Here is a 14117-nt window from a genome sequence, read left to right on the forward strand (position 1 = left end):
ATTCAAGGCAGCAAGTTTGCGCCAGGAATCGCGGCACGCTGCCCTGTCGACCTCCACCAATGGACTACGGCAACCAAGGCACCGCGTACCGAGGGAGGAAGCCCTCATATTCCTGAGAGAAGGACACACCAGCGAGATGAAAGGCGCCCTTCTTTTTCGTGATGCGCGCGCAGGTAATCAGCCGCGTGCCAGGCGCTAGAGCGGAGCGCGCTTGGAGCGCCGCAAAACGCGCCTGAGATAGGCTTCCGCTTTAGACAGTTCCTTCTGCACCGACCGCTTGTGCAGGCCGAACTCGAGAGCAATCTGGGCCTGAGATTTCTCATCTCGCCACCTGGCCAGGAAAATATCGCGCCGCTTTGATGATAGGGAATGCAGCGCCGACAGAGCACGCCCAATCTCATCGGACGCCAAGACGACTCTCTCAGGGTCGGGCTGTTCATCGGCGAGATGGGCGATAGCGGTGTCGTCGAGAGTCTTCGTCCGGTTTTCGCTACGACGTTGGTTCAGGGAGAGGTTGATAGCCATCCGGTAGAGATATGCCCGAGGATTGCGAAGATTGGCGATGGTGGGCTCTGACCGCAATTTGAGATAGACATCGTGAAGCGCCTCTTCGGCGGCGTCTCGCGATCGCAGATGATTGGATAATCGTTGCAGCAACAGGGGATACTCTTGCTCCAGAGTTGCAAGAAGTCGACCGACAGGCGCTGGATCGAAACCATCGGTTTCACCCTGCCCTCCACGCTGAGCTGGGACCCCTTCGTCAGTCATTAGGGTTGAGAAGTTTCAGTTGGGAACCCACCACCCGTCTGGCCGTCATCGTCAGCGATCGAACTTTATCTCGCTGATCGCCGCCGGATAGAGGTGATATACTGGGTGTGGATCGTGGCTGACGGCTGCTGCAGTGCCACGCTCAAAAGCGCTGCGATGCCCCGCACCGACAGCACTCTCGATCGTTTGCCCTAGGTAATTTGGCCTTTGGAATTGGCTTCCATCTTCCATTCCATACCGCGCGAGGAAAAGGCCCAAGAGGCGGTTGGGCCTCGTGCGAATGACCGGGTTGTGCTGAGTTGAGCCCCCATGTTCCATATTTCCCCACTCCCCAGCAAAGCCTGAACGCGCCATCTTACTTCTATATAGATATATGCTGTCTCCTCGAAATCCAACGCGATCCCTTCGTGGCAGGGTCTGGAGGTTGGTGAATGCCCTGGAACGAGATCGGCCGGCACATCCGAGCTTCGTAACAGCGTTGGTCCGTGAGAAAACCCACAGAACGAAGTGATGCGGGCAGGTTGGAATCTGCTGGTTCATGAGGCGGCGATCTGGAGGCTCTTGACCGCTGACAAAGTAGGAGCTGCTCCAAGTTCTGGTTGCTTCCAAAGCTGTTTGAGCCAGGCACACCGTATGTGAACTTAGGAAACTGGCCCCAGTTCGAGAAGAGCCAGACCGGTCGGGCCGCGCGTTCGACAATCCGCCGTTTGTGCGGTGAACGGCGCCGCTGAGAATGGCAGAGCGACTGACAAACTGGTGTTGCGGCGCCGAAGGGTAAAATAAGGCAGCTCCGCCCACGTTTCCGGCCGACGTTGGCGCTTAGTATGATTCATCGACGCGAGGGTCGAACCGCCTCATCCTGATATTGGCCAGTCCAATCATATGTTGGCTAAGGTGGGTTCGGCGCGTCGCCGCCTGCCTCTATAGACTCTGACCGAGGAATTTCATCAGACCCGCGGTGTCCTTGTAGAACACGTCCAGGAATATGCATTTACCATCGGCCATGTCGTAGCGCTCTACGCCGCGCACAGGCCTTCATCATCAACGTAAGCTCCGGCCTTGCCTTCTCGCCGATGGCGGATGTCCCCGTTTACTGCGCCACGAAGGCAGCGATCCATTCCTTCACGCTCAGTCTGCGTCATCAACTGAAACCCAGCGGGATCAGGGTAATCGAGGTCGCCCCGCCAATCGTCGATACCGGACTGGGCGACGGTACGCGCAGCGAGGGCGCGGCAAATAGCCTGATGGTTACTCCGGACGAGTTTGCCCTAGAAGCACTTTCCCAGCTCGAAGCTGACAGGGATGAGGTTCTGATGGGAATCTCGATACAGACACGCCAGCAAGGCGAGGCCATGTTCGAGCGAATGAACAGTCGCTCCTAGTCGGCACCCGAGCACGGCGCCCTGCCCCATCGGTTTCCCGTTCATTCCGTGCCAGGCTTCGTGGCCGGATGCTTAGGGTCAAGAAGGCGATGCAAGGTACAAAGAGGCGACTGAACGACCGCTCTTGCAATTGGCGCCGCGGGTGAGTTGGCCGGCCTATGAGGAGGTCCCGCCTTCTTGGTCAGTTTGGCGGCTAAGTTAAGCTAATCCCGGTTGTCGTTCACGCCGCCTGTTTGATCATCAGATCATGGGGGGCATGCCCCCCATGATCTGATTGCCCGATCCGCCGATAGGCCTCGACCGGGGTTTCCCCGGCCAGGCCCGAGTGCGGACGCTGAGTGTTGTAATAGGTGATCCAGCGGCCAAGGCCAGCTTTCAACTCCGAGCCGGTCTCGAAGGCGTGGAGATAAACGCATTCGTACTTCAGGGATCGCCAAAGGCGTTCGATGAAGACATTGTCCATCCACCGCCCCCGCCCGTCCATGCTGATGCGAACCTCGGCCTCGCGCAGCACAGTGGTGAAGGCGTGCGACGTGAACTGGCTGCCTTGGTCCGTGTTGAAGATCTCGGGCTTGCCGTAACGAGCCAGCGCCTCCTCCAGCGCCGCGACGCAGAACCCTGCATCCATCGTATTCGATAGCCGCCACGCCAGCACCTTCCGGGTTGCCCAGTCCATGATCGCAACCAGGTACAGGAAGCCGCGCCGCATCGGGATGTAGGTCACATCGGCGCACCAGACCTGATTGGGCCGGTCGATCACCAACTTGTGCGGATCACTCGTGCGCGGCCGCTGGTAGATCGGCGTCAGGCCCATCTTCGCCATCAGCCGCCGGGCCCGGCGGCGACCAACCTCATGGCCTGCGCGCCGCAGGTGACGTGCCATCTGCCGGCTACCGTACCAAGGGCAGTCCAGGAACGTCGCATCGATCACCGTCATCAGCGCCAGCGTCTCATCCGTTTCCGGCACAGGCGCATAATAATACGATGAACGGCCAATCGAGAGCAGGCGACATTGCGCCGAGATCGACAGGCGGTGGTGAGCAGGTTCGACCATCGCCCGCCTCCGCTTCACGCTCATCGACCGAAGGCTTTCGCTAAAAAATCCCGCTCCACCACCAGTTGCCCGATCTTGGCGTGCAGCTTCTCTACCTCGCTCTCGCTGGCAGCCTTGACCGCATCGCCAGCTCCGGAGAACGTGCCTGCCATCCCGTCAATGGCCTGCCGCTTCCAGGAGGCGATCATCGTGTGGTGCACGCCATGCTTGGCTGCCAACTCCGCCAGCGTCAGGTCACCCCGGATCGCTTCCAGCGCCACCTTGGCTTTGAAATCGGCGCTATAGCGCTTTCTCGTCGTCTTCATTCCCGTACCAATGCATCAGGTCGGGATTAGCTTAGCATCCTGTCCAGAAAAGCGGGACCACCTCACTATTTGTCCGTCCCCTCGTCCACCGAGGCATCAAGGTTGACGGATTCGTGCGCAAGCCAGCGCAAATTCAAGTGGAGACGGAGAAACTGATTTCGCTCAAAAACGGCGTGACGAACATAATTCAAGCGCTTCTATGCGAAGCCTTTCGTTCGAAAACTATTTTGTGCCGCCTCCACAGCTCCAAGCTGGGCCCCGATGGCCGCTCATAAAGGTCTCACGATACAAAACTGTCGCTGCTGGAGATGACTCACCCAAGTCGATTGATTGGGTTCAGTATCTCAGTCGCAAGCTCAGCTGATAGGTCGTGCCGGCGTAGGAAGTCTGGCCAACCGCTTCGCTGACCGGACGGTAGAGAACCTCGTGCTCGTTGGTAAGATTGGCGGCCGAAAGGCGCATTTGAACGTGGTTGGTGAGCTGATGCGAGATGAACGCATTGAGATAGTTGGTCGCCCCAAGCACGCGGTTCGAGGTCAGACCGGTCGGCCGGAAATAGCCTGAGCGATATTCATAGGTCGCGCCCAGGCCCCAGCCATCCTTGTCGTAGCGGACGGCCGCCGTGGCGACATGCTTGGACAAGCCGGGGATGCTCGCCGGATCGACGAACAGGTAGAGCGGATTGGCAGGGTCGGTTGCCGAGGGATCCTGGAAGCGGAAGTTCGTGTCGGAAAAGGCGTAGCTGCCCTGCACGCTGAGGCCATCGAACGGCGCCGGCAGGGTCGAGAACGATCGGTTCACGGCGACCGCGAAGCCGCGCAGGTAAGACTTTTTGAGGCTGTCCGCCCGCAATGCGGGGTTCAAGACGGGGCCGCCCGGGATGATGAGATCGCCCGGCCACGGCGAGCTGCTGAAGAACTTGTAGTAGAGATCGAGCGACAGCGCGGTGTCCTTGTCGGGCCGATAGTGGACCGAGGCATCGAGGTTCCAGGCGCGCAACGGCCGCTGCCGCTCCATCACACCTGCCGGCCCTGCGATCACGCGCCGCATGTTGAAGCCGTCGACCGCGCTCCGCAGCAGCGTCCGGTAGGCCGCCGCGCTGATCTGGAGATTGTCGCGCGGGCTGGCGGTCAACTCGGCGCTCGGCAGCAAATCGACGATGGACCCCGAGTGATCGGTAATGGGCGTCGGGTTGCCGGTGAAGCGGTAGACGCTGGTCCAACGGCGCGTCTCGACGAGACGCAGGCCGACATTGCCATGGACGGGAATGGCGGCCAGGTCCGTCTTGAAGGTGCCCATGACGTAGCCGGCCCAGATCTTCTCGTGGATCTCGATGCCGCCACCCGTCCTGTTGGTGAGCGGCTTGTCGAAATCGGTTGAGCCAGTGAACGTTGCATAGAGGCAGGCTGGATCGAAGACCGCCCAGCTGTTGATGTTGGTGCCGCTGTCGGCGAGGAAATCGGTGGTGATCGGCCCCCTGCGGCAATTCGCATTGCCGGCCACCACGTTCACGACCGGAATATCGTTGTTGCTGAGATAGGTCAGGAGTTGCCCGGTTCGCGTGTGCGTGGAGTAGCGCACGCCGGCCTTGATCTCGTCGAACAGGCCATCGAGCTTATAGGCGACGTCCCCACGCCAGGCCTTGATGACGTCCCGGCGGGTATCGCGGCCGCGTCGCGCCGCCGCGTCCTCGGTATAGGCGTCATAGTTGTTGAGATTGATCGGCGTCGCGAAGTCGATGACGGGGACGCCGCCATGGGTCAGGTCGATCGTATAGGGGACACGGCCGCCCGGCCCGAACAGATCGTTGCTGGCCATGCTCGCCGAGATGTCGGTCTGCAGCCGCGTCGTGCGGGAGTAGGAGGCGTCCGTGCTGATCGTGAGGCGATCGGTGGGCTCGTAGCGGATCGTGAGGCCGAAGCCGGTATATTTTTCGTCGCGGGTGCGGGCGAAGGCGAGCGATTCCAGAGCGCTTTCGCCGCTGTAGCGAAGCGGCGCCCCGCTCGGGGCGATCTCCAGCGGCGTGATGTTCCTGAAGCCTTCGGTCAGCGAGAATTCGCTGCGATAGCGGGACTGCACGCGGCTCGAGCGCTCGGCGTCGAAGCTGATGTCGAGCCGGTCGCTGGGTTGCCATTGGATGGTGCCGAAATAGGCGCGCTGCTTCTCATCCGACCGCTGCTGACGGAAGGTGTGGGAGCCCGTGGCGAAATAGGTGGGATTGCTCGACGTCGGACTGAAGGTGCAGTTGCCGACCAGACCGATGCTGTTGCACGGGCGGACCGCCGTCGTGGCTTTGTAGAAATCCTTCGGCAAGAAGGAATCGCTCAGCATGAAGCCGGCGGAGATGCCGATGCGGCCGATGCTGGTATCGAACTGATCGATATAGGAAGCCGAGACGCGCTTGCCCGGGTCCTGCCCGGAGCGGTCCGCATAGGGCGCATAGATACCGCGCAGCTCGGCCTGGATGCGCCGGCGCTTGAGATCGAGCGGCTTGATGGCATCCGTCGTGGTCAGCCCGAACAGCGCGCCCTCGACCTGGTCGGCCGATTGGACGCCACGGGAGACATTCTCCTTCATCAGCTCGGTCGGGAACTGGCGAAAGGAGATGTCCCGATAGTTGTTCGAGCCGGTGATCTCGCGCCCGTTGAAGGTCGAGAAGCCAAAAAATGGGGCCATATCCTCGATCACGATATCCGCGGCCGGATTGTCGAAGCGATCCGCAGCGTTGACCTTCCCTTTCTTGAAGGTCCGAAGCTTTTCGGGCTTTTTGGCAGCCTTGGCCTCGTCCGCATTGGTGCCGGAACGCGGGGAGCTTTGCTGCTGTTCGGGGGCGCTGGGCGAAGCCGTCTCCGTCTGAGCCGCAGCGGGCGCTGTGGAGAAGATGAGGTAGGGCACCGCGCAGCATGTCAGCAGATGTTGGCGCGTCTTCACGCGCGTCAGGTTGAAGCCTTTATTTTCACGGCCTTCGAGTCTTTCAGGACATGTGCCTTCACGTGGCGCTGCACCCATGTAGCTCTCCTCTCCCCTCGTGCAGCTGCCGATTCTTGAGCGGCATGCTGCGGCCTCGCTTCAAGATGCGAAGTCGAGTGAGAGCCTTTTTGCAGACCAATGCTGTCAATCAGCCGTCATTGCACCGCAGCAAGAGAAATTTGTTGCTGAATTTCGACAGGCCTTGCCCGTTTGCGGCTACATAGTGCCCGCACCCTAGGAAAACCGCGGTCTCTACCGTGGCGATTTTCGGGATCCCCGCCGAGCGGTCATCGCCTGTTCTTTTTGGCCGGGCGAGAGAAAATTGCCTTTGCTGCGCCGCAATGATGGCTTGCTGACAGGAAACCCCATCACAACCGCTCGAACGAATGAAGGCACGCCGCCTGCGAGCGGCGACGATCACGGGAGCGGAATACCGGATGGCGACGAGCGACACGTTATTGACCGTGCTGGGTTTTGGAATGGTCATCACCTTCATGGTGCTGATCATGTTGCGGCGCCTCTCACCGTTGGTGGCGCTGACCCTGGTGCCGGTGCTCTTCGCCCTGGTCGGCGGTTTCGGTGGTGCGGAACTCGGCAAGATGATGCTCGCGGGCATCACCAAGCTCGCGCCCACGGGCATCATGCTGATGTTCGCGATCCTCTATTTCGGCCTGATGATCGATGCGGGCCTGTTCGACCCGGTGGTCCGCCGGATCATCCGGGTGGTCGATGGCGATCCGATGAAGATCCTGGTCGGGACGGCGGTCCTGGCCGCGGTCGTTTCCCTCGATGGAGACGGCTCGACCACCTATATGATCGTGACGGCCTCGATGCTGCCGCTGTTCAAGCGGATCAACATGGATCCGCTCAAGCTCACCTGCGTGACCATCCTCGCCGGCGGCATCATGAACCTGACTCCATGGGGCGGCCCCCTCGCCCGCGCGACCAGCGCCTTGCACGTCGAGCCCACCGAGGTCTTCGTGCCGATGATCCCGGTCATGGCCGTTGGCGTCGTTGGCGTGATCTTCCTCGCCTATGTGCTGGGCATGCAGGAGCGGCGGCGCCTGGCCGGCGGCGTGACGGTGCCCGGCGCCATCGGATCGGAGGGCTCCGGCGCGTCGGTCGGCTACGAACGCGTTGCCTCGGTGGGTGACAAGGCGCTCAAGCGGCCGGGGCTGCTCTGGTTCAACGCGCTGCTCACCCTCGCCTTGCTGGCCGGCCTCATTCTCGAAGTGCTGCCGCTCGCCATTCTCTTCATGCTGGGTTTTGCAGTGGCGATCCTCGTCAACTACCCGCGGGTCGCCGAGCAGCGGGAGCGCATCGCCAGCCATTCCACCAATGTGCTGGCCGTGTCGTCGCTCATCTTCGCGGCCGGCATCTTCACGGGAATCCTTGGCGGGACCGGTATGGTCGACGCCATGTCCAGCGCGATGCTCGCGCTCGTGCCGCCGCAGGCCGGGCCCTATCTGGCGCCGATCGTGGCCGTGGCCAGCCTGCCCCTCACCTTCTTCATCTCGAACGACGCCTTCTACTACGGCATGCTGCCGATCGCGACGCATGCCGCGGAGGCGTATGGGATCACGCCGGTCGAGATGGCACGGGCGTCGCTGATCGGGCAGCCGGTTCATCTTCTCAGCCCGTTGGTTCCCTCGACCTATCTGCTGGTGGGGCTCGCCGGCGTCGAATTCGGCGACCACCAGCGCTTCACCCTCAAATGGGCGACGGCGATCTGTATGCTGATGCTGGTCGCGTCGCTGCTCCTTGGCCTCTTTCCGCTGATCGGTGCGCCTGCATGAGCGCCGCTCGACTGATGAGGCCGGCGCCGGCAGGCGCCCTGCCCGTCGCGACCCACGCGCTCCAGCACGCCCCCCTGATGCTGGGCACGATCGGCTTGTGCCTTGTCCTCGCCGCCTGCGGCGGCGCCAAGGACGCGAAGAAGAAAGACAAGGGACCGCCGGAAGTCGGCTTCGTGGTGATGCAGCCGAGTTCGGTCCCGGTGACGACCGAGCTTGCCGGCCGCGTAACCGCCTATCAGATGTCGGAAGTGCGCCCGCAGGTCGCGGGCCTGGTCCGGCGGCGCTTCTTCAAGGAAGGCGCGATCGTCACGCAGGGCCAGACGCTGTACGAGATTGATCCGAGGCTCTATGCCGCCTCGGTCGATGAGGCGGTCGCCAACGCGCACAGCGCGCGGGCAAATGCGTCGGCGGCGCGGGAACTGGCGGATCGCTATCGGCCGCTCGCTGAGGCCGAGGCCGTCGCCAAGCAGGACTATGTGAACGCTGCCGCCCAGGCGCGGCAGGCCCAGGCCGCGGTCGAGCAAAGCGATGCCCGGCTCCGCACGGCGCAGATCAACCTCCAGTTCACGCGCGTGCCCGCGCCCATCTCGGGGCGCATCGGCCGATCGCTCGTGACCGAGGGCGCCCTCGTCACCGCGGGTCAGGCAAGCCCGCTCGCCGTCATCCAGCGGCTCGACCCCATTTTCGTCGACATCCAGCAATCCAGCGCCGATCTGCTGCGGCTCCAGCATGATCTGAGCGAGTCCGGCGTGGCAGCCGGCGATGCCACGGTGCGCCTGACGCTCGAGGATGGCAGCGTCTATCCCTTGCCGGGCAAGATCGCCTTTTCGGAGGTGATCGTCGACCCGGTCACCGGCACGGTCACGCTGCGCGCGGAGTTCGCCAACCCCAAGGGCACGCTCCTGCCCGGCATGTTCGTCCGCGCCCAGTTTGTCGAGCAGGTGAATGGGCGTGCGTTTCTCGTCCCGCAGCAGGCCTTGCAGCGTGACCCCAAGGGCGCCGCCAGCGTCTATGTGGTCGAGGGCAAGAAGGCGGTGCAGCGCAAGGTCGTGGCAGCGACCACGCAGGGGGCCTTCTGGGTTGTCACGTCCGGCCTCCAGCCCGGCGAGAAGGTGATCACGCAGGGCCTGGGCAATGTCCGCCCCGACAAGGCCGTCCGCCCGGTGCCGGCGACCGCGCCGCAGGAGCCCGAGCCGGCCAAGAAGAAAAAGGGCGAATGATCAGCCCATGTCGAACATCTTCATCAATCGGCCGATCTTCGCATGGGTGATTGCCATCCTCACCATGCTCGCCGGAGTGCTGGCGATCTTCGGCCTGCCCATCGCGCAATATCCCGACATCGCGCCGCCCCAGGTCAATGTCCGTGCAAGCTATCCGGGCGCGAACGCGCAGACCTTGCAGGACAGTGTGACGCAGGTGATCGAGCAGACGCTGACCGGCGTCGACGGGTTGCTCTATTTCTCCTCGACGTCGAGTTCGCGCGGCCAGGTCACGATCACCGCGACCTTCGCCAAGGGGGTCGATCCCGACATCGCCCAGGTTCAGGTTCAGAACCAGGTGCAGCAGGCGATCCCCCGCCTGCCCCAACAGGTCCAGCAGCAGGGATTGCGTGTCACCAAGTCCAATCCCGACCTGCTCATGACGGTGGCTGTGTATGACGAGACCGACACGCGCACCAATCAGGACGTTTCCGATCTCCTGACATCGCGGGTGCAGGACACGGTGGCGCGGATCAACGGCGTCGGCGAGATCGACGTATTCGGCGCGCCCTATGCCATGCGGATATGGCTTCGACCCGACAGGCTGGCGAGCTATCAGCTCATGCCGAGCGACGTCATCACGGCGATCCGCAAGCAGAACGCCGAGGTGGCGGCGGGCGAAGTCGGAGGCCAGCCCCAGCCCCGCACGCAAATGCTCAATGCCACGGTGACGGCTCAGTCCCGGCTGCAGACGCCGGCGCAGTTCGCCGCCATCCTGCTCAAGACGCAGGCCAACGGCGCGACGGTCCGGCTCGCCGATGTCGCGCGGGTGGAACTGGGCGGCGAAAACTATCAGACCGTGAGCCGCCTCAACGGCCATCCGGGTTCGGGGATGGCCATTTCGCTGGCGCCGGGGGCGGATGCCCTGGCGACGGCCACCGAGGTTCGGGCGGAAGTCGAGCGCATCGCGGCGACCTTTCCCGCCGGGTTCAAGATCGCCTACATGAACGACGCCACCAACTTCATCAAATTGTCGGTCGATGAAGTGGTCATCACGCTGCTCGAGGCGATCGTCCTCGTGATCATCGTCATGTTCGTGTTCCTGCAGAGCTGGCGCGCGACGCTGGTGCCGGCCATCGCCGTGCCCGTCGTGCTGCTGGGAACCTTCGGCATCATCTATCTCGCCGGCTTTTCGATCAACACCATGACGCTCTTCGCGCTGGTCCTGGCGATCGGGCTGCTCGTCGACGACGCGATTGTCGTGGTCGAGAATGTCGAACGGCTGATGGCGGAAAATCCGGAGCTGACGCCGCGGCAGGCGACGATCCGCTCGATGGGCGAGATCCAGATGGCGCTGGTCGCGATCGCCGTGGTCCTGTCGGCAGTGTTCCTGCCGATGGCGTTCTTCGGGGGATCGACCGGGGTGATCTATCGGCAGTTCGCCCTGACGATCGTGTCGGCGATGGTGCTGTCGGTCCTGGTCGCGCTCATCCTCAGCCCGGCGCTCACCGCGACCCTGCTCAGGCAGAAACGGCGCGGCCCGCCCCGGCGCCCGAAGGGTCTCTGGCCCGGCCTGAATGCCGCCACGGCGCGGGCGCGGGACGGCTTCAACAGCGTCGTCGAGCGGGGCACGGCGCGTTATGTCGGTGGCATTGGCAGCGTCATCAAGCGCGCCTGGCTGTATCTGGCGATCTTCGCCGGCGTAGTCGCGATGCTGGTGCTGCTGTTCACGAGCCTGCCCACCGGCTTTCTGCCGAACGAGGACCAGGGCATCGCCCGCGTGCAGTTCCAGTTGCCGGCCGGCGCCACCCAGGGCCGCACGCTTGAGGTCCAGTCGGCGATCGAGCGCTATTTCGCGAAATATGAGCCCAAGAATGTCCGGGTCATGCTGCTCAATGCCGGCGGCGGCGGTGCCTCGGGCCAGAATACCGGTCAGGGCTTCCTGAACCTTGCTGACTGGTCGCAGCGTTCGGGGGCAAAGAACACCGCCGACGCGATTACCAAGCGCGCCACGGCCGCGATGGGCAAGCTGCGCGACGCGCAGATCTTCGTGCTGGTGCCGCCCTCGATCCGCGGCCTCGGCCGGTCGACGGGGTTCACGATGGAGCTTCAGAATGCGAGCGGCATGACGCCCGAGGCGTTCGCCGCCGCGCGTGATAAGCTCTTCGGTCTCGCCAGCGCGGACCCGATGCTCAATGCCGTGCGGCTCACCGAATTGCCCGAGATGGCGACGCTCAAGCTCGATGTCGATCAGCAGAAGCTCGCCGCATCCGGCCTCGACCAGGACGATGTGAACGCGACGCTGTCGACGGCCTGGGGCGGCCGCTATGTGAACGACTTTGTCGACCGCGGGCGCGTGAAGCGCGTCTATGTCCAGGGCGACGCCGAATTTCGGGCCGAGCCGAGCGACATCAATCAGTGGTTCGTGCGGGCGAGCGACGGGCAGATGGTGCCCTTCTCCTCCTTCGCGCGCATGAGCTGGTCGGTGGTGCCCACCAGCCTCTCCCGCTTCCAGGGACTTCCCTCTTACGAATTCTCCGGCCAGCCCGCGACTGGTTACAGCTCGGGCCAGGCGATGAAGCGGATGGAGGAACTGGCGGCCCAGATCCCCGGCACCACGGTCGCCTGGGCGGGCCTGTCGTTCCAGGAGCGTCTATCGTCGGGCCAAGGGCCGATCCTCTATGGCCTGTCGCTGATCGTCGTCTTCCTCTGCCTCGCCGCACTCTATGAGAGCTGGTCGATCCCGATCGCGGTGCTGCTGGTGATCCCGCTGGGCCTGATCGGCGCGGTGCTGGCGGTCACGCTGCGCGGGCTCGACAACGACATCTATCTGCAGATCGGCCTGCTCACCACGATGGGGCTGGCGGCAAAGAATGCGATCCTCATGATCGAGTTCGCCGAGCAGGCGGAGAAGCGCGGCCTCGGGATCCTCGAAGCGGCAATCGAGGCGGCACGCGTGCGCCTGCGGCCGATCCTGATGACGAGCTTCGCGTTCATCTTCGGCGTGCTGCCGCTGGCGCTGTCAACCGGCGCCGGAGCCAACAGCCGCATCGCCATCGGCACCGCGGTGGTGGGTGGCATGCTGACCGCGACCCTCCTCGCAATCTTCTACATCCCGCTGTTCTTCGTTCTCGTGCGGAAAGCGGCGCACTGGCTTGCGGGGAAATGGGCGGCGTTCCAGGCCGGGGACGAAGAGGAGGCCACCGCATGAAGGTCTCCGCTGGCCTCCCCCTCGTGCTCCTTTCGGCCTGCTCGCTCGCCCCGCGCGACACGGCGGTCGGGCTGCCCGTGCCTGCGACCTGGCCGACCGGCGATGCCTATGGCGCGCAAACCCAGGCGGCTTTGCCTGCGGTCAGCTACCGGGAGATCTTCTCGGACCATCGTCTCCAGTCCCTTATCGCGCAGGCGCTGGAGACGAACCGGGACCTGCGGATCGCCGCGGCCAATGTGGCGGCGGCCAGAGCGCAGTATCAGATCCAGCGGGCGAACCAGTTCCCGCAGCTCGATGCTTCCGGGTCGGCAGGCTATTCGCGCAGCGGCAGTGGCTCGCAGGCCGCCGGTGCCAATGGCGCAGGCACATCGCGGGCGCGCGGCAGCTTTTCAGCGCAGCTCGGCATCAACAGCTTTGAACTGGACCTGTTCGGGCGCCTCGCTTCGCTCAGCCGCGCCGAGCAGAACCGCTATCTGGCCTCTGAATCGGCACGGCAGGCGGTCAGGCTGGCGCTCGCCGGCGACATCGCGGACGCTTGGCTGGCCCATGCGGCCGACAAGAGCCTGCTGGCGATTGCCCAGGACACCGAGGCCAATGCCGAACGCAGCGTGGCGCTCACGCGCACGCGCCTGGCCGGAGGCATCGCGCCGCGCTCCGATCTGCGTCAGGCCGAGCAGATCCTTGCGGCCGCCCGCGCCGATGTCGCGCGCCAGCGCACCGCGCTGGCGCAGGACGTGAACGCGCTGCAACTCCTCGTCGGGCAGCCGGTCGATCCTGGCTTGCTCGCCGATCGCATCGAGGAGGTCACGGGCGCGGTCGCCAATCTCCCGGCGGGGCTCGATTCCCGCGTACTGTTGCGCCGGCCGGACGTCGCCGAGGCGGAATATCTGTTGCGTGCCGCAAACGCCGAGATCGGCGCGGCGCGCGCCGCGCTCTTCCCGCGCATTTCGCTCACCGGCCTGATGGGCTTTGCCAGCAGCGCCCTGTCGGGTTTATTCGCGGACGGCGCCTTTCGCTACTCGGGCGCTGCGGATGCGACCTATCCGATTTTCCGCGCGGGCGCCGCGCAGGCGAATGTCCGCCGATCCCAAGCCGAGCGGGACGCCGCCCTTGCTGGCTACGAGCGCGCAATCCAGGTGGCGTTCCGGGATGTCTCCGATGGCCTCGCGCGCCGGGGCACGATCGAGGATGAGACGCAGGCGCTGCGCCAGCAGGTCGATGCGGCGAGCGACAGTTTCGCGCTCGCCGATCTGCGCTATCGTCGCGGCACCGACAATTTCCTCTCCAGCCTGATCGCCCAGCGTTCGCTCTACCAGGCGCAGCGCGACCTGGTTTCGATCGAGCGGGAGGCCGCGAGCAATCGGGTCGCGCTCTATCGGTCGCTGGGAGGCGACGCGACATGGGAGTGAGCCTGGCGGCGGCGATCAGCCCA

9 protein-coding genes are annotated in these 14117 nt (G+C 64.0%); 5 read left to right on the forward strand and 4 right to left on the reverse strand.

All coding sequences use genetic code 11. From position 1 onward, the window contains the following. Positions 1-195 precede the first annotated feature (195 nt). Positions 196-768: an RNA polymerase sigma factor gene (locus tag AC07X9_RS18900; protein WP_086486168.1), complete on the reverse strand. Its 573-nt coding sequence runs from the start codon at positions 766-768 to the stop codon at positions 196-198. Between the two features lie 989 nt (positions 769-1757). On the opposite strand from AC07X9_RS18900, the gene AC07X9_RS18905 reads away from it, so the two are divergent. Further along, a complete protein-coding gene (locus AC07X9_RS18905) occupies positions 1758-2150 on the forward strand; it encodes an SDR family NAD(P)-dependent oxidoreductase (protein ID WP_254908182.1) in 393 nt (130 codons plus the stop codon). 220 nt (positions 2151-2370) lie between these two features. On the opposite strand, the gene AC07X9_RS18910 is transcribed toward AC07X9_RS18905, so the two are convergent. The 3 genes from AC07X9_RS18910 to AC07X9_RS18920 form a co-directional block, all read right to left on the reverse strand. After that, a protein-coding gene (locus AC07X9_RS18910; RefSeq protein WP_140159629.1) for an IS3 family transposase occupies positions 2371-3509 on the reverse strand; the annotation gives its coding sequence in 2 pieces (ribosomal slippage) (positions 2371-3245 and positions 3245-3509; 1140 coding nt in all). 336 nt (positions 3510-3845) lie between these two features. Continuing rightward, on the reverse strand, positions 3846-6404 hold the full coding sequence (locus AC07X9_RS18915; RefSeq protein ID WP_140159628.1) for a TonB-dependent receptor: 2559 nt from the start codon (positions 6402-6404) through the stop codon (positions 3846-3848). Between the two features lie 223 nt (positions 6405-6627). Continuing rightward, positions 6628-6987 (reverse strand): hypothetical protein, encoded by a 360-nt coding sequence (locus tag AC07X9_RS18920; protein WP_176342136.1) that lies wholly within the window; start codon positions 6985-6987, stop codon positions 6628-6630. Here AC07X9_RS18920 and AC07X9_RS18925 point away from each other — a divergent pair. The 4 genes from AC07X9_RS18925 to AC07X9_RS18940 all read left to right on the forward strand — a co-directional run bounded on the left by AC07X9_RS18925 (position 6959) and on the right by AC07X9_RS18940 (position 14094). Next, positions 6959-8275: a CitMHS family transporter gene (locus tag AC07X9_RS18925; RefSeq protein WP_303393673.1), complete on the forward strand. Its 1317-nt coding sequence runs from the start codon at positions 6959-6961 to the stop codon at positions 8273-8275. The genes AC07X9_RS18920 and AC07X9_RS18925 overlap by 29 nt on opposite strands. A 77-nt stretch (positions 8276-8352) precedes the next feature. After that, complete coding sequence (locus AC07X9_RS18930) at positions 8353-9495, forward strand: efflux RND transporter periplasmic adaptor subunit (protein WP_086486419.1); 1143 nt, start codon at positions 8353-8355, stop codon at positions 9493-9495. Between the two features lie 7 nt (positions 9496-9502). Further along, a complete protein-coding gene (locus AC07X9_RS18935) occupies positions 9503-12685 on the forward strand; it encodes a multidrug efflux RND transporter permease subunit (RefSeq protein ID WP_086486166.1) in 3183 nt (1060 codons plus the stop codon). Continuing rightward, complete coding sequence (locus AC07X9_RS18940; RefSeq protein WP_086486165.1) at positions 12682-14094, forward strand: efflux transporter outer membrane subunit; 1413 nt, start codon at positions 12682-12684, stop codon at positions 14092-14094. The genes AC07X9_RS18935 and AC07X9_RS18940 overlap by 4 nt, the downstream gene beginning before the upstream one ends. The last annotated feature ends 23 nt before the right edge of the window (positions 14095-14117 follow it).

It is taken from the genome of Sphingobium sp. GW456-12-10-14-TSB1, assembly GCF_059424385.1.